Consider the following 22,768-nt stretch of genomic DNA (forward strand, 5'->3'; position numbering starts at 1 on the left):
TCGGCCCGCCAGGGCCGACCCCGGAACCATGAGCCCGGTGGCGGCACGGGCTGCAGGGCCTCACGAGCAAAACCAAGAAGCTGCACTGTGCCGATCGCGGTCGCTGAACGATGGACGGCGCGAGGCGGTGCATCCGCACCAGGGGCGTGCCCGAATTGCACCAAGCGAGGGCCAGGGCCGCAGGGCGCGCGCTCAGTGGAACTGCAGGCTTTGCAACTGGCCGCTGGCGTCGGTGTAGCTCAGCTCGTGGGCCAGGGTGGCGAAGTTCACATGAAGAGTGGCTTGCTGGGCGCCGGCTTGCCAGCGCAGGGTCAGGTCTTGCGGGCTGGTGGTCTCGCTGCTGAATTCGCCGGCAAACGCAGGGTGGCTGTTGCGCAGGCGGATCAGCTGGATTAGCTGCTGCACCACGGGGCGCTGCAGCTCCGAGGCAATCTCGGCCTCGTCGTAGTAGTGGCGATTGATGTCGCGGCCGACGCCGCTGCGGGCCAGCAGCTCCATATCGTTGTGGCCGGCCAGCAGGCCGACGTAGTAGACCTGGGGCACACCGGGTAGGAAGAACTGCAGCGCGCGCGCCAGCAGGTAGCGCACATCGTCGCGGCCCAGGGCGTCGTAGAAGGTGCAGTTGACCTGGTAGAGATCGAGGTTGGAGGCCGCAGCGCCCGTGGCCTGGCGGCTCTCGCCGCCGCTGTTGCTGTGGATGCGCTCGACCAGGGCGTCCAGCTCGGCCGGCGGCACCAGGCCCGGCTGACCTTCGCGGTCGCTGGCGTCGGCACCGATGTCGATGATGCCGATGCCGTCGTGCGTGTCCAGCACCGTCAGCGCATTGCAGGGGCGCTGCGCGATCCACTGCTGCAGCGGGCCGGATTGGGCGAAGAAGAAGGCATGCAGCACCAGCGGCGGCAAGGCGAAGTCGTAAACCCAGTCTACGCGCGCGGCGATCTCGATCTGGCGCTGGTAGTAAGCATGGATCTCGACCAGCACCTCGATGCCGAGGCTGCGCGCCTGTGCCGCGAACTCATCGATGAAGGCAAAAGTCTCCGGCATCATGAAGCAGCTGGCGCCGGCCTTCTTGATGGCATAGCCCACGGCATCGAGGCGCACCATGCGGATGCCCTTGTCGGCAAAGGTCTGCAGGATGCTTAGCAAGTAAGCGCTGCCCTGCGGGTGGTGCACGGCGATGTCGATCTGGGCGGCGGTGAAGGTGGTCCAGAGCAGTTTTTTCTGGCCATTCTTCAGCGTGGCCATCTGCACCGGCAGACCGGGGCGCGGCCGGTAGACGGCCAGCAGATCGGATTCCGTGGCGCCCTGCGGAAAGACCGCATCCAGAGTCAGGAACAGGCCGGCATAGGGCGAGGCGTCGCCGCGCGCCGAGTAGTCCAGGAACTGGGGCGAGCTGCTCGACATGTGGTTCACGATCACATCCCCCATGACGTCGAGGCTGTCCGTCAGGTCTTTGATGTCGTCCCAACTCCCTAAGCGCGGGTCGACCTGGGTGTGGTCGATCGGGTCGAATCCGGCGTCGGCGCCGTCGATGGCATGGAAGAAGGGCAGCAGGTGCACGCCGCCGAAGACCTCGCCGAGCGCGCCGCCCGGGCCCAGCAGGCGGCGCAGGCGTTGCAGGTCCTGGCCGTCGAGGCGGCCACCGAGGCGGTCGACGTAGGTGATCAGTTGGACTTGGTTCTTCATGATTTCAATTCGGACGGGGAAGGCTGGGGCGTGGTCTGCACGCGCAGCATCGCGATCGCGGCGCAGACCAGCAGAGCGCCGGCCAGACGGATCACATGGTCCGGCCGGCCGCCCAGCAGGCTGTGATAAATCAGCGGCAGCGTCACCATCTGGATCAGCATGGGGATGACGATGAACATATTGAAGATGCCCATGTACACCCCGGCGCGTTCGGGCGGGATGCTGCCGGCCAGCAGCACATAGGGGTTGCCCATGATGCTGGCCCAGGCCAGACCCACGCCCAGCATGGGCAGCAGGAGCAGCCAGCGGTTCTGGATCTCGGGGATGGCCCACATGCCGGCGCCGGCCAGCACCAGGCACAGGGCATGCACGCGCTTGGGGCCAAAGCGCCGGGTGAAGGGCACCATGGCAAAGGCCGCGAGGAAGGCGACGAAGTTGTAGAAGCCGCCGATCTGCCCGTTCACCAGGCCGGCCTCGCGAAAGCCGGCGGAATGCGGGTCGCTGCTCTGGAACAGCGTCAGCGCCAGGGACGGCACGATGTAGATCCAGTAGCACATCATGGCGTACCACTGGAACAGCTTCATCCACCAGAGCTGGCGCATGGTGCGCGGCATCTCGCGCAGCGCGCTCCAGATCTCGCGCAACGCCGCGCCCAGGCCGCGCGGTTGCCGGCGCATCTGCGCCAGCTCCTCGACGCTGAGCGGCAGCTCGGGCACCCGCCGCACCGACCACCAGACCGTGCTGATGGAAAACACGGCACCGATGAGAAAAGCCGTCAGGGTGATCTGTGGGATGTTGTTGCTGCCCAGCGCATCCTTGTCCATGCCCATCAGCACCAGCAAGGTGGGTGCGAGATAGGCCAGGGTCTGGGCCAGGCCGGTGAAAGCGCTTTGGGTTAGGAAGCCCAGGGAATGCTGGCTGGCGTCGAGCCGGTCCGAGACGTAGGCGCGGTAAGGCTCCATGGTCACGTTGTTGGCGGCGTCCAGGATCCAGAGCAGGCCGGCGGCAAACCACAGCGTCGGGCTGAAGGGCATGGCCAGCAGGCCCAGGCTGCAGAGCAGGGCGCCGATCAGGAAGTAGGGCGTGCGTCGGCCCCAGCGGCTGACCGTGCGGTCGCTGAAAGCGCCCACCAGGGGCTGCACCAGCAGGCCGGTCATGGGCCCGGCCAGCCACAGCAAGGGCAGGCTGGCTTCGTCCGCGCCCAGGTACTGGTAGATCGGGCTCATATTGCTCTGCTGCAGACCGAAGCTGAACTGGATGCCGAAGAATCCGATGTTCATGTTGACGATCTGCCAGAAGCTGAGTCTGGGTTTGCTGGAGAGATTCATGCGGCCTCGCCCTTTGGCATTGCGGGCTTCAAAACCTGCCGCCAAGGCAGGAAGAAGGCGTCGTCCTCGGGCATGGGGCCGCGCTCGCCACACAGTGCCGCGGCGTAGCCATTGGCCAAAGCCAGGCTGTGTTCCAGGGCTTGCCCGCTCAGCTGGGCGGCCAGCAGCATGGCGCTGAAGGCATCGCCGGCGCCGACGGTGTCTATCATGCGTGGCAGGCTCAGGCCGGGCCCCTGCGCCATCAGCGCACCGTCCGCGCCGAAGGCGGCATAGCCCGCACTGCCGCGGGTCAGGATCAGCCGCTGCAGGCCGAAGCGTTGCATCAGCGCTGCCACGGCGGGGCTCAAGGCATGGGCCTCGCCCAGCGGGTTCAGTGCCGCATCCCCCTCGCGGCCAAACCAGCGCAGCAGCAGGGCCAGTTCCTCGTCATTGACCTTGAGCCAGTCGGCCTGGGCCAACGAGGCGGCGGCCAGCTCGGGCGTGTCGGTGCCGGCGCGCAGGTTCAGGTCCAGGTAGCGTGTGCACCCCAGGCTGCGGGCGCGCTCGGCCAGGGCCTGGATGCAGGCGCCCGAGACTGCACCACGCTGGGCCAAGGTGCCGAAGTAGAAGAAGCGCGGCCGCAAGGCTTCGAGCGCGGCCAAGGCCGGCTCGGCGGCGATGAAGTCCCAGGCGGCCGGCGTGTGGATGTGAAAGCTGTGGCCGGCCGGACTGCCGTCGGCAGCGAACTGCTCGCTGACGGTGACACGGCCGGTCGCGTGCGTGGGGTCGATCTGCACGCCTTCGGTCGCCAGGCCGAAGCGTTGCAGGCTGGCGCGGATCAGGGCACCGCCGGCATCGTCATGGCCGATGCGGCTGACCAGGCAGACCGGGGTTGAGTCACCGCCGTCCCCGTCGGCCAGCAAGGCCCCCAGCGAGCGCGCCACATTGAAGGGCGCGCCGCCGGCGATCTGGCGCTCGTGGAACTCGTCCACCAGCGCTTCGCCCACCAGCAGGATGGCGGAGTTCAGCTCCTTGTGCATGGGGCCGCCGCGATCAGAAGTTGTACTTCAGCGTGGCGCGCAGGCTGCGGCCGTTGAAGGCGCGTGCGGCATGGCCGTCGCCCTCGATCTCGGTGTAGGCCAGGGTGTTGAACAGATTGTTGGCCGAGAGCGAGAGCTGGGCCTTGTCACCCAGGGGCACATTCACAAAGGCATTGACCAGGGTGTAGCCCTTCATGGTGATGGTGTTGGCATCGTCACCGTAGGACTTGCCCGAGCCGACCAGGGCGGCGCCCACCTCGATCTGGCCCAGCATCACGCTCGGTGCCAGCTGGTAGACGAAGCTGGCCTGACGGCGTGGCTTCTTGCCGACGATGGCGGCGTCGTTCGAGGCCTTGATCTTGGCGCTGGTGAAGGTGGCGCCACCGCTCAGGCTGAAGTCGCCCCAGCTGTAGGCTGCTTCCAGTTCCAGGCCGCTGGCCTTGTACTTGTTGGCGCTGAACTTCTGGGTGGTGACCTCGAAATTGCTCTCGGTCGTGCGGGCGTTGAACACGGTGGCGAACAGGCTCAGGCCGGCCTGGCGCCATTTGAGGCCGCCCTCGACCTGGTCGATCTCGTTGACGCTGATGGGCACCGAGCCGTCCAGCGGATTGCCGTAGAGCAGGCGGTCGGCGCTGAAGGACACGCCGTTGCTGACGCGGGCGAAGCCGGCCAGATTGGGCGTCACGCTGTAGTTGGCACCCAGCGAGTAGGAGGTGTGGCCGACTTTGTAGTTGACCGTCTTCTGGCTGGCTGCGTCCCAGGTCTTGGCCGTGTTGTTGCCGGACAGGGTGTAGCCGCTGGCCTTTTGCTCATCGCGGCGCAGGCTGCCGTCGAGTGTCAGGCTGCCCAGGTCGACCGCAGCCGCGGCGTAGGGCGAGGTCTGGGTGTATTGCACATCAAAGGTGCGCGTGCAGCAGCCGCCCCAGGTGGTCCAGCCTTCGGCGATCGGGCCGGTGCCTGGCTGGCCGGCGGCGTTCAGCACCTGCGAGCCAAGGCCTTGCATGCTCAGCTTGTACTGGTTCCAGAACCAGGTCTGGGCCACGTTCTGCACGCCGTAGAACAGTCCGGCGACCAGGGTGGTCTTGACGCCGTCGCTCTGCATCACCTTGCTCAGCTTCAGGTCGTTGAAGGTGTTGTCGAAGTTGTCCAGCGACGTGTTGAACAGGGTGCCGGTGAAGGAGTTGGCCGCGCCGTTGTTGCCGTTGTCAGCCGGGAAGAGTGCGATGAAGCGGCCCGAGTTGCTGGCCTTGCGGAACTTCTCTTCCACGCTGAAGCCGTTGCCCAGATCCAGGCCGGCCTCGAAGCCCAGGGCCAGGCTCTTGATGCGCAGGCCGTCGCGGGTGTTGCTGGTCGTGGTGCCGCCGTCCTTGTTGTAGCCGGTGTCCTTGGCCAGGCTGGGGGTGATGAAGAAGGCGGTGCGCGGGTCTATGCCGGAGATGGTGCGGATCGTGCCCTTGTCCACAGTCACGGGCACCGGCATGAAGGAGGGCGTGCGGTCGTTCAGGGCCTTGAGGCTGACGCTCACATAGCCCGCGTCGATCTTCTGCGTCAGCTTGGCGCGGATCTGGCCGCCGTTCTCCACATTCATGCCGGTCGGCCGGCCGCCTTCGCCGATGCGCTGGAAGCCACCGATGTGGAAGCTGGTGCCGTTGCCGATGCTGCCGCCGTAGTCGGCGTCGAGGCGCATCAGGCGGTCGTCCAGGCCCACGCTCAGGCCGATGGCGCCAGCGGGCTTGCCGGCGCCGGTCTTGCTGATGAAGTTAATCAGGCCGCCGGGCGAGTTGGACGCCAGGGTGGAGGCCGAGCCGCCGCGCACCACCTCCAGGCGGGCCGTGCTGTAGTCGGCGCGCAGGAACTGGTCGGCGGTGCCGAAGGAGATGTCACCGAAGAGCAGCACGGGCAGGCCGTCTTCCTGCATCTGCACATAGCGCGAGCCGCCGGCCGACAGCGGCACACCGCGCACAGTGACGTTGGCATTGCCCTCGCCGCCGGTCGATTCCGAGCGCAGGCCTGGCACGCTGCGCAGCAGCTCGGCCGCGTTGCTGGCGCCGGTCTTGGCAATCTGCTCGCTGTCGATGGAGCTGACCGAGAGGCTTTGCTTCATCTTGGTCGTGCGCACCGAGCTGCCGGTCACCACCACCTGGTTGAGTTTCAGCTTGTCCTGTTTATTGTCCTGGGCCGCTTCGGCCTCGCCGGCGGGCGCGGCCGCTTGCTGGGCCAGGGCCGGCAGTTGCAGCAGGGCCAGGGTGATGGCGGCCAGGGCCGGGCGGGCGGCTCGGCGAGAGAAGGTGGCGGTGGTGAACGAGGGCTGGTGCTGTCGCATGGTGTCTGTCTCCTTGGAGGGGCGGGTCACGCTCAGGGAAGGCGGCGCGACCCGCGGAACATCGAGACCGCTGGCGGGCTTGCTGCCTTTTGGGGCATCGTGCACCACTGCCGTCTTCTTGGGCACCATTCTGGAACTTTTTGCAATCGATTGCAAACAAGGGAAAACGCGTATCTGCCTTGAAGCAACAAGGTTTTTGCAAAATTTATTGCAATCGATCGTCAGGCGGCGCTGCGCCGGACGATCAGGCTCACGCCGAGGGTGCGTGAGGGGCTGCGCTCGCCGCGCAGCTGGGCCATCAGCGTGGCCACGAGTTCGGCCCCGGCTTCGGCCACCGGCTGGTGCACGGTGCTCAGCGGCGGGTCGCAGTAGGCGGCCAGAGGCATGTCGTCATAACCGACCACTGCCACGTCTTCCGGCACGCGCCGGCCCGCCGCGCGCAGGGTGTGGATGGCCTGCAAGGCCAGCAGATCGCTGCAGGCCACCACGGCGTCAAAGGCCGGAGCCTGGGGCAGCCAGCGTTCCAGCGCCGCGCGGGCACCGCCGGGCTCAAACGGCAGGGCCAGTTCCAGCGCGGGGTCGGCCTGCAGGCCGGCTTCGCGCAAGGCCTGCTGGTAGCCCTCGCGGCGCAGCCAGACCTCGGGCAGGGCGGCGTCACCGAGGAAGGCAATGCGGCGCCGACCCAGCTGCAGCAGATGGCGGGTGGCCTGCAGGCCGCCATCGCTGTTGTCGCCGCCCACGGTGCAGTACAGCTGTTGGGGCATCGCTCCACCCCAGACCACCAGGGGCAGCTGGCGTGCGGCCAGGGCGTTGAGCTGGTCGTGATGGCGCCACTGGCCCACCATGATCACGCCGATGGCCTTGCCCGAGTCGTAGAACTGCGCGGCCAGGTCCAGGTGCTCGGCGTCCACGCGTGAGAGCAGCATGTCGTAACCCTGGTCGGTCAGCGCATCGGCAATGCTGCCCACCAGGGCCAGGAAGAAGGGGTCGGAGATGTGCTGGCGCGAGGCCGCCTCGAACGGCACGACCACCGCCACGGTGCGGTTCTTCTGCAGGCGCAGATTCTGGGCGCCGAGGTTGATCGAATAGTTCAGCGAGCGGGCCAGCTCGGCCACGCGCTGGCGCGTCTCGGCATTGACCAGCTTGCTGCCGCTGAGCGCGCGCGACACGGTCGACACCGACACCCCGGCCAGGCGGGCGATGTCGGCCATTTGCAGGCGGCGTTGTTCGGCCAGACCGCCCGCGGCGGCGGTGCGCGGCGCCGGGCTGGCGGCGGGAGATTCAGCGGCAGCCCCGGCCGGCGGCGAAGCCGGTGAGGCCGAAGGCAAGGAGCGCTTGGACATGGGCCGGGATTGTGCCGCAGCCCCCGTGGGCCCTGCGGGATCGGGGCGAGCTGCGTTGCCATTCGCCAGGGCCGGCGGCCACGCAAGGCATCGCTTGCGGGCCCGAAAAGCAAGGCCAAGGCGAGCTGCGCTTCTGTTGTGGGCGCAGATCGCGCCGTTCGGCGGGCCGCCGTCCCGTCCGCCGCGCCCGGGCGTTCCACCCGCTGCGCCTTTCGCCCCAACCCCAGCAAACACGGGGTCTGTACGGTGGAATTGCAATGTTAAGCATTGTTAAGATTTGCTGCGGTTTCAATTTGATACACCTATCGCCCAGCTCTGAGGCCCCGGATATGTCGCTCGCCAGCCCTGCTTCCAGCCCCGCGCTCACCATCGTTCACGTGGTGTTTTCCTCGCGCATCGCCGGCGGCGAACGCCACTGCATTGATCTGGCCCAAGCCCAGGCCGCGCTCGGACACCGAGTGCACGTGATCGGCAGCCGCGGTTCGGCCGTGGCCGCTGAGCTGGGCCCCGGCATCCAGTTCCATGGCCTGGCCCTGCCGCTCTTGCGTGCTTGCCGCGTGCGCCGTCTGGCCCGTCGCCTGGGCGCCGATGTCTGCCACGGCCACCTGGGCCCGGCCTGCAAGGCGGTGGCCGAGGTGCGCGGCGCGGCCCGTGTGGCCACCCTGCATGTCGGCTACAAAGCCCATCACCATGCCCGCCAGGACGGCCTGATCTGCGTCAACCGCACGCAGGCCCAGCAGCTGCCGGCCTTCGACGGCGCGGTCAGCGTGATTCACAACTGGGCGCCCGAGCGTGCGCCCGCGCCCCTGTCGCTGTGCCTGCGCCGCGAGCTGGGCTTGCGCCCCGACCAGCCTCTGGTCGGCTCGGTCGGGCGCCTGCATCCGAGCAAGGGCATGGACTTGCTGATCCAGGCCTTCCGCGACCACGCGCCGGCCGATGCCGCCCTGGCCATCCTCGGCGAAGGCAAGGACCTGGAGGCCTTGCAGCGCCTGCGCGGCGGCGATGCCCGTATCCATCTGCTGGGTTACCGCGCCGATGTCGAACAGGCCTTGCAGTCCATGGATCTGTTCGTGTCACCCTCGCGTGAAGAGGCTTTCCCGCTCGCCATCCTGGAAGCGATGCGGGTCGGCCTGCCCATTCTGGCCACGGCGACTCAAGGCCCTTCGGAGATGCTGGCTCAGCAGCCGGCCACCCTGGTGCCAGTGAACGACGTTGCGGCCCTGGGCCGCGCGCTGCGTGAGCGGATCGAGGCCTTGCGCGCGCAGCCCGGCCAGGCCGTGGAGCGCCAGCGGGTCGAGTATTGCCTGCAGGCCTACCAGCGCCCGCAGGCTGTGGCCCGTGTGATCGCTTTCTACCGCGATGTGCTCAGCCGGCGTGCCAAGGCGCCGCGAATGCAGCCGCGTCTGCGGAGCGGCGCGGCCCATGTTTAAGCGGCCGCGCACCGATTTCTGGCAGGTCGGCATCGTGCCGGCACCGATTGAGGCGCTCGACGCCACCCGTTTGCAGGCCCTGGCCGGTGCCATCACCTGGCTGCCTTCGGCCGGGCCCTGGCGCTATCTGGCCGATCCCTTTGGCCTGCGTCGTGGTGACACCCTGCATGTCTTCGTCGAGGCCTTCGACTACCGGACCAAGCACGCCGTGATCGAGCGCCACGAGCTGGGCGCGGCCGATCTGCAGTGGCGCAGCCGGCGTACCGTGCTGGCCCGGCCTTTTCATCTGTCCTACCCCCAAGTCTTTGAGCATGAAGGTGCCACTTTCATGGTGCCCGAGAGCGCCCAGGCCGGTGAGGTGGCGCTCTACCGCGGCGACGACAGCCTGAACCACTGGCAGCGCGAATGTGCCCTGCTCAGCGATCTGCCCGTGGCCGATGCTTCGCTGATCGAGCATCAGGGCCGTTGGTGGATGTTCTTCTCCCTGGTGGGGCCGGGCGCGCGCGACCAGCGCGAGCTGCATCTGGCCCATGCCCCGGCGCTGACCGGTCCCTGGAAACTCCATGCCGGCAACCCCATCCGCGTCGACCGCAGCGGCGCGCGCCCGGCGGGCCGGCCCTTCCATGCCGCCGATGGTGCGGTGATGCTGCCGGTGCAGGACAGTTCGCGCAGCTATGGCGGCGCCACCCGCATGCTGCGCTTCGAGCATCTGGGCCTGGACCGCGTGCACTGCGCCCCCACCGGGCTGCATCTGCATGGTGGCCTGGCGCGCGCTGACCATGCAGACGGCTTGCACACCCTGTCCGCCTGTCAAGACCTGACCCTGATCGATGTCAAGCGCTTCGACCACTCGCGGGCCAAGCAATGGCTGGATTTGAAGCGCCGAGCCCGCCGCCTGATCGGGCGTCCGGCACCGCTGCCGCCCTCCGTCTGATCTGAAGGCGGAACCACGGCGCCACGGGCGCTGGCGCCGCGAGAAAGCCACACCGTGCTGCTGTGGCATGCCTGCAAGTTAGCCCTGCGCCGGCGGGCCGGCGTACCATGGCCTGCAGTCTTACCCGGAGCGAGCAGGCTGAAGTGCAAACCTTGACCCGACTCGAGTCGCTCGACGCCCAAGCCCTTTGTGCCTCCCTCGACCACGCCTTCATGGGCCTGGTCTGGGTCGATGGCCAGGGCTGCATCCGCCACGCCAACCGTTTCTTCCTCGAGCGCGCCGTGCCGGCCGATCGGCTGGCGGACTGTTTTCCCGACATTCTGGACAGCTGCTGGCAAGCCTTGCTCGACCCCAGCCGCGGCGCCCAGCGGGAGAGCTTTCATGCCCAGCTGCGCCTGGCTGCCGGTGGCCTGGCGAGTTATGAGCTGCAAGTCCAGGCCCAGGCCCAGGGCCAGGAGCCGGCGCAGGCCGGGGCTGGGCCCGGCATCCTGACCCTGCTGGCCCTGCGCCCCATGGACGAGCGGGGTGAGCGTGAAAGCGTGGCCATCCTGCAGCGCCAGGTGCTGGAGGCCGTGGCCCTGGGGCGGCCGCTGCCCGTGGTGATGGATCTGCTGTGCCGGCGTGTCGAGTCGCTGGCACCGGATGTGATCTGCTCGGTGCTGGCGGTCGATGCCCAGGGGCGGCTGCGCCCCTTGGCTGCGCCCAGCCTGCCGTCCAGCTACAGCAATGCGCTGGACGGCCTGCCCATCGGTCCGGCCGTGGGTTCCTGCGGCACGGCGGCCTGGCGCAAGCAGGCCGTTGAGGTGCGCGACATCGCCGAGGACCCGCTCTGGGCCGACTACAAAGGCCTGGCCTTGTCGGTGGGCTTGGGGGCGTGCTGGTCCACGCCCATCCTGCTCGACGGCACGCGTGTGGCCGCGACCTTTGCGCTCTACTACCGCGAGTCGCGCGAGGTGGCGCCCTTCCACCGGCGCATGGTCGAGGCCTGCGCCCAGCTCTGCAGCGTGGCGCTCAAGCATGACGAGCACCTGCGCCAGATCGAGCGCCTGGCCTATTTCGACGGCGTCACCGGCCTGCCCAATCGCAGCCTCTTCCACGACCGCCTGGGCCAGGCCCTGCCGGTGGCCATGCTCAGCGGCAGCCCGGCCGCGCTCTTGCTGCTGGACCTGGACCGCTTCAAGACCGTCAACGACAGCTACGGCCACGCGACGGGCGACGAGGTGCTGCGCCAGGTCGCGGCCCGCTTGCAGGCTTGCCTGCGCGAGGCCGACACCCTGGCCCGCTTTGGTGGCGATGAGTTCGTCGCCTGGCTGCCCGGCTGCAGCGGCAGCCAGGCCATGCAGGTGGCTGACAAGCTGCTGGCCGCCTTGCAGCCGCCCCTGCAACTGCCCAATCAGGCACCCCTGCTGATCAGTGCCAGCATCGGCATCAGCTGCTTCCCCGAGGATGGCCAGGACCCCGAGCTGCTGTTCAAGAACGCCGACATCGCCATGTACGAGGCCAAGCGCGCCGGCCGCAACTGCGCGCGCTTCTTCCTGCCGGCCATGAACCAGGCCCTGGATGAGCGTGTGGCTTTGGAGGGGGCGCTGCGCCAGGCCCTGTCCACCCAGGCCCTGCGCCTGCATTACCAGCCCAAGCTGCGCTTGAGCGACCGTGCGGTGGTGGGCGCCGAGGCCTTGTTGCGCTGGACCGATCCGCAGCGTGGCGCGGTGCCACCGGACAAGTTCATTCCCGTGGCTGAGGAATGCGGCCTGGTCAATGCGCTGGACGCCTGGGTGCTGGAGGCCGCCTGCGAGCAGCTGGCCCGCTGGCGCGAGCAGGGCGTGGCCATCCGCGCGGTCTCGGTCAATGTCTCGCCCACCCGCTTCCAGCAGGACGATGTGGCCGCGCATGTGGCTTCGCTGCTGGCGCGCCACGGCCTGCGGCCCGAGCAGTTGACATTGGAGGTGACCGAGCGCCTGCTGCTGGATCACGACCCACGCACCGCCGGGCAGCTGGCCAAGCTCTTCGCCATGGGCGTGCGTCTCTCGCTCGATGATTTCGGCACCGGCTACTCCAGCCTCGGCTACCTCAAGCGCCTGCCGGTCAGCGAGCTCAAGCTGGACCGCAGCTTTGTGCGCGATCTGGAAACCGATGCCGACGACCGCGCCCTGGCCAGCGCCGTGCTGGGCATCGGCCGGGCCCTGGGCCTGGCCGTGGTGGCCGAGGGCGTGGAGACCGAGGGCCAGCGCCAGATCCTGATCGAGCTCGGCTGCGAGGAGGCTCAGGGTTATTGCTTCGGCCGGCCCATGCCGCCGGCCGAGCTGCAGGACTGGCTGGCCGCGCGGCGCTGATCAAGCCAGCCCGAGGGCGGCGTCACAACTCCCACTGCGGGTGCAGCTGGCGCAGACGGTTCAAGGCCATGGCCGCCGCCGAGGTGCGGGTCTCGACGCCCAGCTTGGCGAAGACGCGCTCCAGATGCTTCTTCACCGTGGCCGGGCTGGCGCCCAGGATGTCGCCAATGTCGCGGTTGATCTTGCCCTTGACCACCCAGTAGAGCACCTCGGCCTCGCGTGCGGTCAGCCGAAAGTTCAGGCCCATGGCTTCGATCAGGGCGGCGTCGCTTTGCTCGCGCATGACCAGCAGGCATTCATCGCCTTCGTCCACGTTCTCCAGGCCCGAGGGGTGCAGGGCAAAGCTGAGGCGGCAGGCGCCTTGCTCATGCTGAAAGCGCGGTGGCTCGCGCATGGGCTCCTGAGCCTTGAGCGGCTGCCGGGCCAGCCATTCGCGCACCGGCGCGGGCAGCAGGCCGCCGGGCTCGGTCGGGAAGTGGCGCTGCAGCAGCTCGCGCGCCAGCGGTGTCTGCCACATCAGGCGGCCGTCACTGAGGCGCACGGTGACGCTGGCGTAGCCGAAGGCATCGAGGGCCCGCCGCGTCTGCACTGCGCCCTGGGCTTGCGCGGCCGCGCGAAGATGGACCTGCATGCGCGCCAGCACCTCCTTGGGTTTGATGGGCTTGGTGACGTAGTCGGCGCCGCCAGCTTCCAGCGCGGCCACCAGATGCTCGGTCTCGGTCAGGCCGGTCATGAAGATCAGGGGGATGCCGGCCGTGGCCGGCGTGGCTTTGAGCCGGCGCGCCAGCTCAAAGCCATCCATGCCGGGCATCACCGCGTCCAGCAGCACGATGTCGGGCTGGGCCTGGCGCGCGCGGTCCAGGGCCGCCTCGCCGCTGGTGGCGACGTAGACGGTGTAGCCCGATTCATCCAGCGCGTCGTGCAAGAGGGCCAGGTTGTCCGGCACATCGTCAACGATCAGCACGCGCTCGCTGCGCGGCCCCTCCGTGCCGCTGAATGTCGACGTCAGCATGGCGTAGCCTCCAGGTTCAGCAGCATGGCTTCGAACTGGAACTGCCGCGCCTGCTCGCGCAGCTGCTCCACACGAGGCTGGCAGTCGGGCTGGCTGGCTTGCATGCGGTCCAGGGCGGCCAGCACGCCACGGTAGTGGCCCAGCTCCAGGGCCTCGCGCAGGGCCGGCAGGTGTTCAGCGGGCAGGGGCTGTTGGGCCAAGGCGGGCGCTGGCCTCGCGTCGTTGGGCTTCTCCAGCCACTGCAGCGCCAAAGCCTGGCCCAACCAGTCCAGCAGCTCGGCATGGCGCACCGGTTTGGTGATGAAGTCGCCAGCGCTGATGCCGCCCTCATGCTCCTGTCCTTTCTCGAAGGCATTGGCCGAGACGATGGCCACGCGAGGCGCCTGGGGCAGGTTCAGGGCGCGCAGGCGGCGCAGGGTCTCCCAGCCGTCGATGCCGGGCATGGCCAGGTCCAGCAGGACGGCGTCGGGCCGCAGCCCGCCGCTGACGATCAGGTCCAGCGCATCATGGCCGCTGCTGGCGCTGCGCAGCTCAAAGCCCAGCGGCGCCAGCAGCTCGATCAGCAGCTGGCGGTCGGCCTCTTCGTTGTCGACCAGCAGCAGCAGGCGGCGCGGCCCGGCATAGCCCAGGCGCGGGCGGGGCGCGCGCGCCGGCGGCAGGGCGCTGTCCGGCAAGGCCGGCAGGAACAGGCGCACGCTGAACACCGAGCCCTGGCCTGGCGTGCTGCGCGCGTTCAGCTCGCCGCCCATCAGCCGCGCCAGCATCTGCGCCATGGTCAGGCCCAGGCCGGCGCCGACGGTGGCGCCGGTGCCGCGGCTGCTGCCGCGGGTGAAGGGCTCGAAGATGCGCGCCAGCTCGGCCGCGTCCAGGCCAGGGCCGCTGTCCTCCACCTCGATCAGGGCCAGCTCGCGGGCATGGCGCACGCGCAGGGTGACCTGACCCCGCGGCGTGAACTTGATGGCATTGCCGATCAGATTGATCAGGATCTGACGCAGCCGCCGCTCGTCGCCGCGCACGCAGGCTGGCAGCTCGCCCTGCACCTCGAAGCGGAACTGCAAGCCCTGGGCGGCAGCCTGGGGCTCGAACATCTCGGCCAGCTCGTGCATGCAATCTTCGAAGCGCAGGGGCGCCAGCTCCAGACTCAGGCGGCCGGCTTCGATGCGGGCCAGGTCCAGGGTGCCGTCGATCAGGCTCAGCAGGTGCTCGCCGCTGCGCTTGATCACCTGCACGGCCTGGCGCCGGCGCGGTGACAGCTCGTGCGTGTCCTCGGCCATCAGCTGGGCATAGCCGAGGATGCTGTTGAGGGGCGTGCGCAGCTCGTGGCTGATGGCGCTGACGTAGCGGCTCTTGGCCTGGTTGGCGGCCTCGGCCGCGGCTTGCGCGCGCTCGGCCAACACGCGGGCCGCCTGCAAGGCCTCGTCGGTGCGGCGGTGCGAGGCGATCTCGCGCATCAAGGCCTCGGTCTGGCGGTTGGATTCCTCCTGCGCCACCTCGCGGCTCTGGTGGGCCAGCACCAGCCACCAGGCGGCAATGCCCAAGCCCAGGCTCAGCAGCACATAGGCCTTGAGGAAGCCGGCGCGCAGGCTGGCCGGCGTTTCGCTCGCCCCCAGGCTTTGCAACTCCTGCTGGTAGAGCAGGCCGAACAGCGCCGCCAGCAGGGGCAGCAGCACGCCCATCAACAGCAGGAAATGGCCCAGGCCTTTGTCCAGCACCGGCCAGAGCGGCCGCGGCAGCAGGCGGCGCAGCGCGCCCGACCATTGCGCCGAGAGCCGGGCCTGGGGCTTGCAGAGATCACCGCAGCGCGCGTCCAGGCTGCAGCAGAGCGAGCAGATGGCGCCCTGGTAGGCAGGGCATTGGGCCATGTCCGGGCCTTCGTACTCGCGCTCGCAGATCACGCAGCGGCGGGCGCTCAGGGGGCGGCCTTCGTCTGGGTCCTCGCCGAACGGTGCACGGGCCAGGTAGTAGCCCCCGCGCGTGGCCCAGGCAATCAAGGGCGAGGCGAGCAAGGCTGTGGCCAGGGCGATCAGGGCCGAGAAGGCCTGTGCATCCGGCCCGAACAGGCTCAGGTGGGCGCTGACCGACAGCGCCGAGGCCAGGGCCATGGCGCCCACGCCGACGGGGTTGACGTCGTAGAGGTGGGCGCGCTTGAACTCGATGCCCGGCGGCGACAGGCCCAGGGGCTTGTTGATCACCAGATCGGCCACCACGGCCATGATCCAGGCGATGGCCACATTGCCGTACAGGCCCAGCACGGCGCTCAAGGCCTCGAAGACATTCATCTCCATCAGCAAGAAGGCGATCAAGGTGTTGAACACCACCCAGACCACCCGCCCCGGGTGGCTGTGCGTCAGGCGCGAGAAGAAGTTGCTCCAGGCCAGCGAGCCGGCATAGGCATTGGTGACATTGATCTTGAGCTGCGACACGATCACGAACAGCGCCGTGGCCGCCACCGCCCAGCCGTAGTGCGGGAACACATACTCGTAGGCGGCCAGGTACATCTGGTTGGGGTCCACCGCGCGCTCGGCCGGCACGGAGTGGCTCAGCGCCAGCCAGGCCAGCAAGGCGCCGCCCAGCATCTTGAGCACGCCCAGCAGCACCCAGCCCGGCCCGCCCACCAGCACCGCCGCCCACCAGCGCCGCCGCTGCGCCGGCGCGGCATCGCTCGGCAGGGCGGGCATGAAGCGCAGGTAGTCGGCCTGCTCGCCCATCTGCGTGATCAGGGCGATGCCCACGGTCAGCGCCGCACCAAAGTGGCGCAACTCGAAGCCAGCCGTGCCCGAGAGTGCGCCAGCATGGTGCAGTGCACCGGCAAAGGCCTGCGGCTCTTGCCAGAGCACGGCCGCGAAAGGCAGCAGCAGCAGGACCAGCCAGAGCGGTTGCGTGACCAGCTGCAGGCGGCTGATGACCGACACGCCGTGGGTGACCAGGGGAATCACCACCAGCGCGCAGATCAGATAGCCCCAGCGTGGCGGGATGTCCAGCGCCAGGTCCAGGGCGTAGGCCATGACGGCCGCTTCCAGCGCAAAGAAGATGAAGGTGAAGCTGGCGTAAATCAGCGAAGTCAGGGTCGAGCCCAGGTAGCCGAAACCGGCGCCGCGGGTCAGCAGGTCCATGTCCACGCCGTAGCGGGCGGCGTAGATGCTGATGGGCAGGCCGGCCAGAAAGATGATCAGGCCGGTGGTGACGATGGCCCAGGCCGCATTGGCCCAGCCGTACTGCAGCAGCAAGGTGGCGCCCACGGCCTCCAAGATCAGGAAGGAGGCCGCGCCGAAAGCCGTGTTGGCCACCCGGAAGCCCGACCAGCGGCGAAAGCGCTGCGGCGTGAAGCGCAAGGCGTAGTCCTCCAGCGTTTCGCGCGCCACCCAGGCGTTGTAGTCACGCCGGATCTTGATGACGCGCTGCGGCGCCGGGCCGCCTTCAGGCGGAAGAAGGGGCGGATGCAGGGGCGGATGCAGGGGCAGCGGCACATCGTGGGGCAGGGCGCTCATGGGCGAACTGCGAGCAGGTTTCGTGCCGCCTGCGCGCTGCGGTCTCCAAGTCGGCACGGGACTTGCAAACAGCCCTCGCAACACCCGAGCAGGACACCATGGAACTGACGCCGAGAGAGAAGGACAAGCTGTTGATCTTCACCGCCGCCCTGCTGGCCGAACGCCGCCGCGCCCGCGGGCTCAAGCTCAACTATCCCGAGGCCGTGGCCTTCATCAGCGCCGCCGTGATGGAAGGCGCCCGCGACGGCAAGACCGTCGCCCAGCTGATGAGCGAGGGCCGCGAACTGCTCGGCCGCGCCGATGTGATGGACGGTGTGGCCGAGATGATTCCCGACATCCAGGTGGAAGCGACCTTCCCGGATGGCAGCAAATTGGTCACGGTCCACCAACCGATTGTTTGATCGCCCTCATCCATTTCAACGACACCGACAGGAACCCGCCCTCATGAAACGCGCCCTCGTCTCCGCCCTCGCTGGCTTGCTGCCCCTGGTGGCCGTGTCGCACACCGGCGATGCCGCCCATGGCCATGACTTCATTACCGGTTTCTTCCACCCTTTGAGTGGGGCCGATCATCTGGCGGCCATGCTGACCGTGGGCTTGTGGAGCGGCCTGGCCCTGCGCCGGCCCTGGCAGGCGCCGCTGGCTTTCGCTGTGCTGCTGCTCGTCGGCGCGCTGTTGGGCTTGAGCGGCCTGGAGTTGCCGGCGGTGGAACCCATGATCGCCGCCTCGGTGCTGGCTCTGGGCCTGCTGGCCGCCACCCGGCGCGCCCTGGCGCCGGCCCTGGCCATGGGCCTGGTGGGTTTCTTCGCCTGCTTCCACGGCGTGGCCCATGGCCGCGAGCTGGACGGCGGCCTGGCCTTGCTGGGCATGGTGCTGGCGACCTGGCTGCTCCATGTGGCCGGCCTGGGCCTGGGCCTGTGGCTGCGCCGCACGCAGGCGCGCTGGGCCCTGCCGCTGAGCCGCGTGCTGGGTGGCGGCATTGCGCTGCTGGGCCTGGCCCTGATGACCCGGGTGGTCGGCGCATGATTCCCGGCGAGCTGTTCACGCCCGAGGGCGAGCACCTGCTCAACCCCGGCCGGCGCACGCTGAGCCTGGTGGTGCAGAACGCGGGCGACCGGCCCATCCAGGTCGGCTCGCACTACCACTTCGCCGAAACCAATGCGGCCCTGCAGTTCGATCGCGCCGCGGCGCGCGGCATGCGGCTGAACATCGGCTCCGGCCTGGCCGTGCGCTTTGAGCCCGGCCAGCAGCGCACCGTGGAGCTGGTGGACCTGGCCGGCGCGCGCATCGTCCACGGCTTCCGCGGCCTGGTGCAAGGGAGCTTGTGATGGCCACTCTGGGACGACGCGCCTATGCCGAGATGTATGGCCCCACCGTGGGCGACCGCCTGCGCCTGGCCGACACGGAGCTGATCATCGAGGTCGAGCAAGACCTGACCCTGCGCGCGGGCGGCTATGGGGAGGAGGTCAAGTTCGGCGGTGGCAAGACGATCCGTGACGGCATGGCGCAGTCGCAGCGTGCTCGTGATGAGGGTGCTGTCGACACGGTCATGACCAACGCCCTGATCCTCGACCACTGGGGCATCATCAAGGCCGACATCGGCCTCAAGAACAGCCGCATCGTCGCCATCGGCAAGGCCGGCAACCCCGACACCCAACCCGGCGTGGACATCATCATCGGCCCCGGCACCGAGGTGATCGCCTGCGAAGGGCTGATCGTCACTGCCGGCGCGGTGGACACCCACATCCACTTCATCTGCCCGCAGCAGATCGAGGAAGCCCTGGCCAGCGGCGTGACCACCATGCTGGGCGGCGGCACTGGCCCGGCCACCGGCACCCTGGCCACCACCTGCACGCCCGGCGCCTGGCATCTGGAGCGCATGCTGCAGGCCGCCGATGCCTTCCCCATGAACCTGGGCTTTCTCGGCAAGGGCAATGCCAGCCAGCCACTGGCCTTGCAAGAGCAGATCGAAGCCGGCGCCATCGGCCTCAAGCTGCACGAAGACTGGGGCAGCACGCCGGCCGCCATCGACAACTGTTTGAACGTGGCCGAGGCCACCGACACGCAGGTCGCCATCCACACCGACACGCTCAACGAGAGCGGTTTTGTCGAGGACACGGTGGCCGCTTTCAAAGGCCGCACCATCCACACCTTCCACACCGAGGGCGCCGGCGGCGGCCATGCGCCCGACATCCTCAAGGTGGTGGGCGAGGCGAACGTGCTGCCCAGCTCCACCAACCCGACCCGGCCCTACACCATCAACACCCTGGACGAGCATGTCGACATGCTCATGGTCTGCCACCACCTGGACCCTGCGATTGCCGAGGACCTGGCTTTTGCCGAGAGCCGCATCCGCCGCGAGACCATTGCGGCCGAGGACATCCTGCACGACCTGGGCGCCATCAGCATGTTCAGCTCCGACTCCCAGGCCATGGGCCGGGTCGGCGAGGTAATCCTGCGCTGCTGGCAGACGGCGCACAAGATGAAGGTCCAGCGCGGGCCTTTGCCTGGCGACGGGCCTGCCAATGACAACGCGCGGGTCAAGCGTTATGTGGCCAAGCTGGCCATCAACCCGGCGATTGCGCATGGCATCAGCCACGAGGTGGGCAGCGTCGAGGTCGGAAAATGGGCCGATCTGGTGCTCTGGAAGCCAGCCTTTTTTGGCGTCAAGCCCAGCCTCATCCTCAAGGGCGGCAGCATCGCCTTGGCCGCCATGGGCGACCCCAATGCCTCCATCCCGACGCCCCAGCCGGTGCACTACCGGCCCATGTTCGCGGCCTTCGGCGGCGCCCTGGCGCGCAGCTCATTGAGCTTTGTGTCGCAGGCCGGCCTGGCGGCCGGGGTGGGCCAGCGCTATGGTTTGCAAAAGACCCTGGCTGCCGTGCACGGCATCCGCGGCCTGGGCAAGCGCGACATGATCCACAACGATTACGCGCCGCGCATGGAGGTCGATGCGCAAAGCTATGCCGTGCGGGCGGATGGCCTGCTGCTCAGCTGCGAGCCGGCGCAGAACCTGCCCATGACCCAACGCTATTTCTTGTTCTGATGTCCCCACTTGCCATGACCACCGAAACCGACCTGCTGATCCGCCTCGATGACCTGAGCGACCCGCGTATTGCCGCCTTCATGGAAGAGCATATGCAGGACATGCGCGCCACCTCGCCGCCGGAAAGTGTGCACGCGCTGGACATGAACAAGCTGCGCCAACCGGAGATCGCTTTCTGGACGGCGTGGCTGAACGAGCCCGCAGGCCCGGTGCTGGCGGCCACCGCCGCGATCAAGCGCCTGGATGCGGAGCACGCTGAACTCAAGTCCATGCGCACCGCGGCCGCGCTGCGTGGCCGCGGCCTGGCGCGCCGCATGCTGCGCCATGTGCTGGCCGAGGCCCGTCAGCGCGGCTATCGCCGCTTGAGCCTGGAAACCGGCACGCAGGCATTTTTCGAGCCGGCCCACCAGCTCTACGCCAGCGAGGGCTTTGTCGTCTGCGAGCCCTTCGGCAGCTACCGGATCGACCCCCACAGCTGCTACATGACCTTGGCGCTGGCATGAGCGCCGCAGCGCTCTTGCAAGTGGCCCGTCTGATCCCCCAAGGCCAGGGCCTGGCGCCGGTGCTGCTGCGCCGTGCGGCCTGCCTCAGCCTGGACTGGGACACGCGGCAGAAGAGCCGCTTTCAGGCCGAGGACTCCAGTGGCCGAGTCTTGGGCGTGTTCCTGCCGCGCGGCACCCAGCTGCGTGGCGGCGATGTGCTGCTGGCCGAGGATGGCAGCCTGATCCGCGTCGAGGCGGCGCCCCAGGCGCTGCTGCGCATCAGCGCCTGCGCGGAGCACGGCTCGCCCTTTGACTTGACCCGCGCGGCCTACCACCTGGGCAACCGCCATGTGCCCATCGAGCTGCAGCCCGGCTATTTGCAGATCGAGCCCGACCATGTGCTGGCCGAGATGCTGCGCGCCCAGCCGCATCTGCAGGTGCAGGCGCTGGACGCGCCGTTTGAACCGGAGGGCGGGGCGTATGCGGCGGGGCATGGGCACAGCCATGACCATGGGCAGGACCACGGTCATGCTCACCCCCCTCACCATCATCATCACGCCCATCCATGAGCGCCCTGCTGCAACTGCTCTGGCTGGCCTCGCCGGCTTTGCCCATCGGCGGCTTCTCCTATTCCGAGGGCATCGAATCGGCCGTGGCCCATGGCTGGGTGCATGACGAAGTCAGTACCGCGCACTGGCTCTCGCAGCAGCTGCGCCTGAGCCAAGCGCGCGGTGACCTGTCCTTGGCGGCCCAGGCCTTGCGAGCCTGGCGCGAAGACGACCGGGCGACTCTGCGCCGCCTCAACGATTGGCTGTTGCAAACCCGCGAGAGTGCCGAGCTGCGCCTGCAGTCCGAGCAGATGGGCCGTTCGCTGTTGGACTGGCTGCGCAACCACGACACCGCCACGCCGGCACAGATCGCGCAGTGCCAGGCTTTGGGCCAGCCCTGCTACCCGCTGGTGATGGCCCTGGCCCTGGCAGCCAGCGAGGCCGCGCCCGAGGATGCGCTGCTGGCCTACGCCTTCGCCTGGGCCGAGGCCATGGTCGGCGCGGCCATCAAGTCGGTGCCCCTGGGGCAGAGCGCCGGCCAGCGCATCCTGGCCCGCCTGGCCGCCGAGATTCCCGCGGCGGTGGCCGAGGCCATCGCCACCGATGAATCTCGGCGTCAGGCCTTTTCTCCCATGCTGGCGATTCTCTCGGCCCGCCACGAAACCCAGTACTCCCGACTGTTCCGATCATGAATCCAAGCACCTCGCACCCGACCCCGCTGCACCACATCCCCGGTCGCAGCAAGCGCCTGCCGCCTCTGCGCGTGGGCATCGGCGGCCCGGTCGGTTCGGGCAAGACCACTTTGCTGGAAATGCTGTGCAAAGCCATGCGCCAGCGCTGGGACTTGGTGGCCATCACCAACGACATCTACACCAAGGAGGACCAGCGCCTGCTGACCCTCAGCGGCGCCCTGCCGGCCGAGCGCATCCTGGGCGTGGAGACGGGTGGCTGCCCACACACCGCCATCCGCGAAGACTGCTCCATCAATCTGGAGGCGATCGACCGCATGCTGGCGCAGTTCCCCGATGCCGATGTGGTCTTCGTCGAATCGGGCGGCGACAACCTGGCCGCCACCTTCAGCCCCGAGCTGAGCGACCTGACGATCTATGTCATCGACGTCGCCGCTGGCGAAAAAATCCCGCGCAAGGGTGGCCCCGGCATCACCAAGAGTGATCTTTTTGTCATCAACAAGACCGATCTGGCCCCGCATGTCGGCGCCAATCTCGAGATCATGGAAGGCGACACCCGCCGCATGCGCGGCGCCAGCAAGCCCTTCGTGATGAGCAACCTCAAGACCCTGGCCGGTGTGGCTGAGGTGGTGCGATTCATCGAAGAGCGGGGGATGTTGGCCTCCGGCGGGTGAACGCGCATGTTGTCGGTATCGTGATACCAGAGTCGCGAGGGGCAGGCTTCGGCATGTAGCGGACCTCCGCTGTGCTGTTCTTTCTCGCTGCGGTGGCTCGGCCCGCCGCCGGGCTCATGGTTCGCGGGTCGGCTCTGCGAGCCGACTCCCCTCGCTGCTCACTGCGCGGCTCAGCGGCGCCAAACTCCCTCCGTTCGCTGCGCTCACTGCGGTCAAACAGGTGGCGCCGAGTCAGCGCTTGAAGCGCGCGGGTACGCGCGCCTGAGCCGCTCCGCTGCGCCCTCGGCCGCGCACAAATCGCCCGGCGGCGGGCCGAGCCACCTTCGAGTGCGGCGTTCTCTGCCGTCGAAGGGCACATCGATCGCGATGCAAGCGCCCTGCAGCCCGTGCCGCTGCCGGGCGATTTGTGCCGGGCCGAGCAGCACAGCGCCTC

18 protein-coding genes and 1 pseudogene are annotated in these 22,768 nt (G+C 68.6%); 11 read left to right on the forward strand and 8 right to left on the reverse strand.

Annotated features, from left to right (window positions below; translation table 11 throughout):
* Positions 1–192 precede the first annotated feature (192 nt).
* The 5 genes from gtfA to AC1Q6P_RS23585 form a co-directional block, all read right to left on the reverse strand.
* Entirely contained in the window at positions 193–1,686 is a 1,494-nt protein-coding gene (gene gtfA, locus AC1Q6P_RS23565) for a sucrose phosphorylase (protein WP_492666211.1), read from the reverse strand.
* Complete coding sequence (locus AC1Q6P_RS23570) at positions 1,683–3,014, reverse strand: MFS transporter (protein ID WP_492666212.1); 1,332 nt, start codon at positions 3,012–3,014, stop codon at positions 1,683–1,685. The genes gtfA and AC1Q6P_RS23570 overlap by 4 nt, the downstream gene beginning before the upstream one ends.
* Entirely contained in the window at positions 3,011–4,033 is a 1,023-nt protein-coding gene (locus tag AC1Q6P_RS23575; RefSeq protein ID WP_492666213.1) for a PfkB family carbohydrate kinase, read from the reverse strand. Before AC1Q6P_RS23575 ends, AC1Q6P_RS23570 begins: the two co-directional genes overlap by 4 nt.
* Before the next feature lie 13 nt (positions 4,034–4,046).
* Positions 4,047–6,356: a TonB-dependent receptor gene (locus tag AC1Q6P_RS23580; RefSeq protein WP_492666214.1), complete on the reverse strand. Its 2,310-nt coding sequence runs from the start codon at positions 6,354–6,356 to the stop codon at positions 4,047–4,049.
* 221 nt (positions 6,357–6,577) lie between these two features.
* The gene (locus tag AC1Q6P_RS23585; RefSeq protein ID WP_492666215.1) at positions 6,578–7,699 is read right to left on the reverse strand and encodes a LacI family DNA-binding transcriptional regulator; all 1,122 of its coding nucleotides are present in this window, start codon (positions 7,697–7,699) and stop codon (positions 6,578–6,580) included.
* Between the two features lie 329 nt (positions 7,700–8,028).
* Here AC1Q6P_RS23585 and AC1Q6P_RS23590 point away from each other — a divergent pair, with 329 nt between their 5' ends.
* From AC1Q6P_RS23590 to AC1Q6P_RS23600, 3 genes are all read left to right on the forward strand, one after another.
* Positions 8,029–9,129, forward strand: coding sequence for a glycosyltransferase (locus AC1Q6P_RS23590; RefSeq protein ID WP_492666216.1), 1,101 nt, complete (start codon positions 8,029–8,031; stop codon positions 9,127–9,129).
* Positions 9,122–10,063, forward strand: coding sequence for a glucosamine inositolphosphorylceramide transferase family protein (locus AC1Q6P_RS23595; protein WP_492666217.1), 942 nt, complete (start codon positions 9,122–9,124; stop codon positions 10,061–10,063). The genes AC1Q6P_RS23590 and AC1Q6P_RS23595 overlap by 8 nt, the downstream gene beginning before the upstream one ends.
* 152 nt (positions 10,064–10,215) lie before the next feature.
* Positions 10,216–12,396 (forward strand): putative bifunctional diguanylate cyclase/phosphodiesterase, encoded by a 2,181-nt coding sequence (locus tag AC1Q6P_RS23600; protein WP_492666218.1) that lies wholly within the window; start codon positions 10,216–10,218, stop codon positions 12,394–12,396.
* A gap of 22 nt (positions 12,397–12,418) precedes the next feature.
* Here AC1Q6P_RS23600 and AC1Q6P_RS23605 read toward each other — a convergent pair whose 3' ends face one another.
* Both AC1Q6P_RS23605 and AC1Q6P_RS23610 read right to left on the reverse strand, forming a co-directional pair.
* Entirely contained in the window at positions 12,419–13,408 is a 990-nt protein-coding gene (locus AC1Q6P_RS23605; protein ID WP_492666219.1) for a response regulator, read from the reverse strand.
* Positions 13,402–16,896, reverse strand: a complete 3,495-nt coding sequence (locus AC1Q6P_RS23610) for a hybrid sensor histidine kinase/response regulator (RefSeq protein ID WP_492666220.1) — start codon at positions 16,894–16,896, stop codon at positions 13,402–13,404. The genes AC1Q6P_RS23605 and AC1Q6P_RS23610 overlap by 7 nt, the downstream gene beginning before the upstream one ends.
* A gap of 98 nt (positions 16,897–16,994) precedes the next feature.
* Here AC1Q6P_RS23610 and AC1Q6P_RS23615 point away from each other — a divergent pair, with 98 nt between their 5' ends.
* The 8 genes and pseudogenes from AC1Q6P_RS23615 (at position 16,995) to ureG (ending at position 22,335) form a co-directional block, all read left to right on the forward strand.
* Positions 16,995–17,297: an urease subunit gamma gene (locus AC1Q6P_RS23615; RefSeq protein ID WP_102769195.1), complete on the forward strand. Its 303-nt coding sequence runs from the start codon at positions 16,995–16,997 to the stop codon at positions 17,295–17,297.
* 43 nt (positions 17,298–17,340) lie between these two features.
* On the forward strand, positions 17,341–17,922 hold the full coding sequence (locus tag AC1Q6P_RS23620; protein WP_102769196.1) for a HupE/UreJ family protein: 582 nt from the start codon (positions 17,341–17,343) through the stop codon (positions 17,920–17,922).
* Positions 17,919–18,224: an urease subunit beta gene (locus AC1Q6P_RS23625; RefSeq protein WP_171828416.1), complete on the forward strand. Its 306-nt coding sequence runs from the start codon at positions 17,919–17,921 to the stop codon at positions 18,222–18,224. The genes AC1Q6P_RS23620 and AC1Q6P_RS23625 overlap by 4 nt, the downstream gene beginning before the upstream one ends.
* On the forward strand, positions 18,224–19,942 hold the full coding sequence (ureC, locus tag AC1Q6P_RS23630; RefSeq protein ID WP_492666221.1) for an urease subunit alpha: 1,719 nt from the start codon (positions 18,224–18,226) through the stop codon (positions 19,940–19,942). The genes AC1Q6P_RS23625 and ureC overlap by 1 nt, the downstream gene beginning before the upstream one ends.
* A gap of 14 nt (positions 19,943–19,956) precedes the next feature.
* On the forward strand, positions 19,957–20,445 hold the full coding sequence (locus AC1Q6P_RS23635) for a GNAT family N-acetyltransferase (RefSeq protein ID WP_102769199.1): 489 nt from the start codon (positions 19,957–19,959) through the stop codon (positions 20,443–20,445).
* Positions 20,442–20,987, forward strand: a pseudogene (ureE, locus tag AC1Q6P_RS23640) (urease accessory protein UreE); the annotation flags it as partial. The gene AC1Q6P_RS23635 and the pseudogene ureE, both read left to right, overlap by 4 nt.
* Positions 20,988–20,989: 2 nt before the next feature.
* Positions 20,990–21,664 (forward strand): urease accessory protein UreF, encoded by a 675-nt coding sequence (locus AC1Q6P_RS23645; RefSeq protein ID WP_492666222.1) that lies wholly within the window; start codon positions 20,990–20,992, stop codon positions 21,662–21,664.
* Positions 21,661–22,335, forward strand: coding sequence for an urease accessory protein UreG (gene ureG / locus AC1Q6P_RS23650; RefSeq protein ID WP_492666223.1), 675 nt, complete (start codon positions 21,661–21,663; stop codon positions 22,333–22,335). Before AC1Q6P_RS23645 ends, ureG begins: the two co-directional genes overlap by 4 nt.
* A gap of 212 nt (positions 22,336–22,547) precedes the next feature.
* Here the strand turns inward: ureG and AC1Q6P_RS23655 are convergent.
* The coding region (locus AC1Q6P_RS23655) for a hypothetical protein (protein ID WP_492703357.1) at positions 22,548–22,768 on the reverse strand (221 nt) is incomplete at its 5' end.

Source organism: Roseateles sp. GW835-FHT13E02, from assembly GCF_058794035.1.

Bases quoted from the DNA above. Each gene is read 5' to 3' on its own strand.
- AC1Q6P_RS23635 (WP_102769199.1), top strand. From the start codon at position 19,957: ATGACCACCGAAACCGACCTGCTGATCCGCCTCGATGACCTGAGCGAC.
- ureG (WP_492666223.1), top strand. From the start codon at position 21,661: ATGAATCCAAGCACCTCGCACCCGACCCCGCTGCACCACATCCCCGGT.
- gtfA (WP_492666211.1), bottom strand. From the start codon at position 1,686: ATGAAGAACCAAGTCCAACTGATCACCTACGTCGACCGCCTCGGTGGC.
- AC1Q6P_RS23595 (WP_492666217.1), top strand. From the start codon at position 9,122: ATGTTTAAGCGGCCGCGCACCGATTTCTGGCAGGTCGGCATCGTGCCG.
- AC1Q6P_RS23620 (WP_102769196.1), top strand. From the start codon at position 17,341: ATGAAACGCGCCCTCGTCTCCGCCCTCGCTGGCTTGCTGCCCCTGGTG.
- AC1Q6P_RS23580 (WP_492666214.1), bottom strand. From the start codon at position 6,356: ATGCGACAGCACCAGCCCTCGTTCACCACCGCCACCTTCTCTCGCCGA.
- AC1Q6P_RS23570 (WP_492666212.1), bottom strand. From the start codon at position 3,014: ATGAATCTCTCCAGCAAACCCAGACTCAGCTTCTGGCAGATCGTCAAC.
- AC1Q6P_RS23610 (WP_492666220.1), bottom strand. From the start codon at position 16,896: ATGAGCGCCCTGCCCCACGATGTGCCGCTGCCCCTGCATCCGCCCCTG.
- AC1Q6P_RS23575 (WP_492666213.1), bottom strand. From the start codon at position 4,033: ATGCACAAGGAGCTGAACTCCGCCATCCTGCTGGTGGGCGAAGCGCTG.
- AC1Q6P_RS23645 (WP_492666222.1), top strand. From the start codon at position 20,990: ATGAGCGCCCTGCTGCAACTGCTCTGGCTGGCCTCGCCGGCTTTGCCC.
- AC1Q6P_RS23590 (WP_492666216.1), top strand. From the start codon at position 8,029: ATGTCGCTCGCCAGCCCTGCTTCCAGCCCCGCGCTCACCATCGTTCAC.
- AC1Q6P_RS23625 (WP_171828416.1), top strand. From the start codon at position 17,919: ATGATTCCCGGCGAGCTGTTCACGCCCGAGGGCGAGCACCTGCTCAAC.
- AC1Q6P_RS23615 (WP_102769195.1), top strand. From the start codon at position 16,995: ATGGAACTGACGCCGAGAGAGAAGGACAAGCTGTTGATCTTCACCGCC.
- AC1Q6P_RS23605 (WP_492666219.1), bottom strand. From the start codon at position 13,408: ATGCTGACGTCGACATTCAGCGGCACGGAGGGGCCGCGCAGCGAGCGC.
- ureC (WP_492666221.1), top strand. From the start codon at position 18,224: ATGGCCACTCTGGGACGACGCGCCTATGCCGAGATGTATGGCCCCACC.
- AC1Q6P_RS23585 (WP_492666215.1), bottom strand. From the start codon at position 7,699: ATGTCCAAGCGCTCCTTGCCTTCGGCCTCACCGGCTTCGCCGCCGGCC.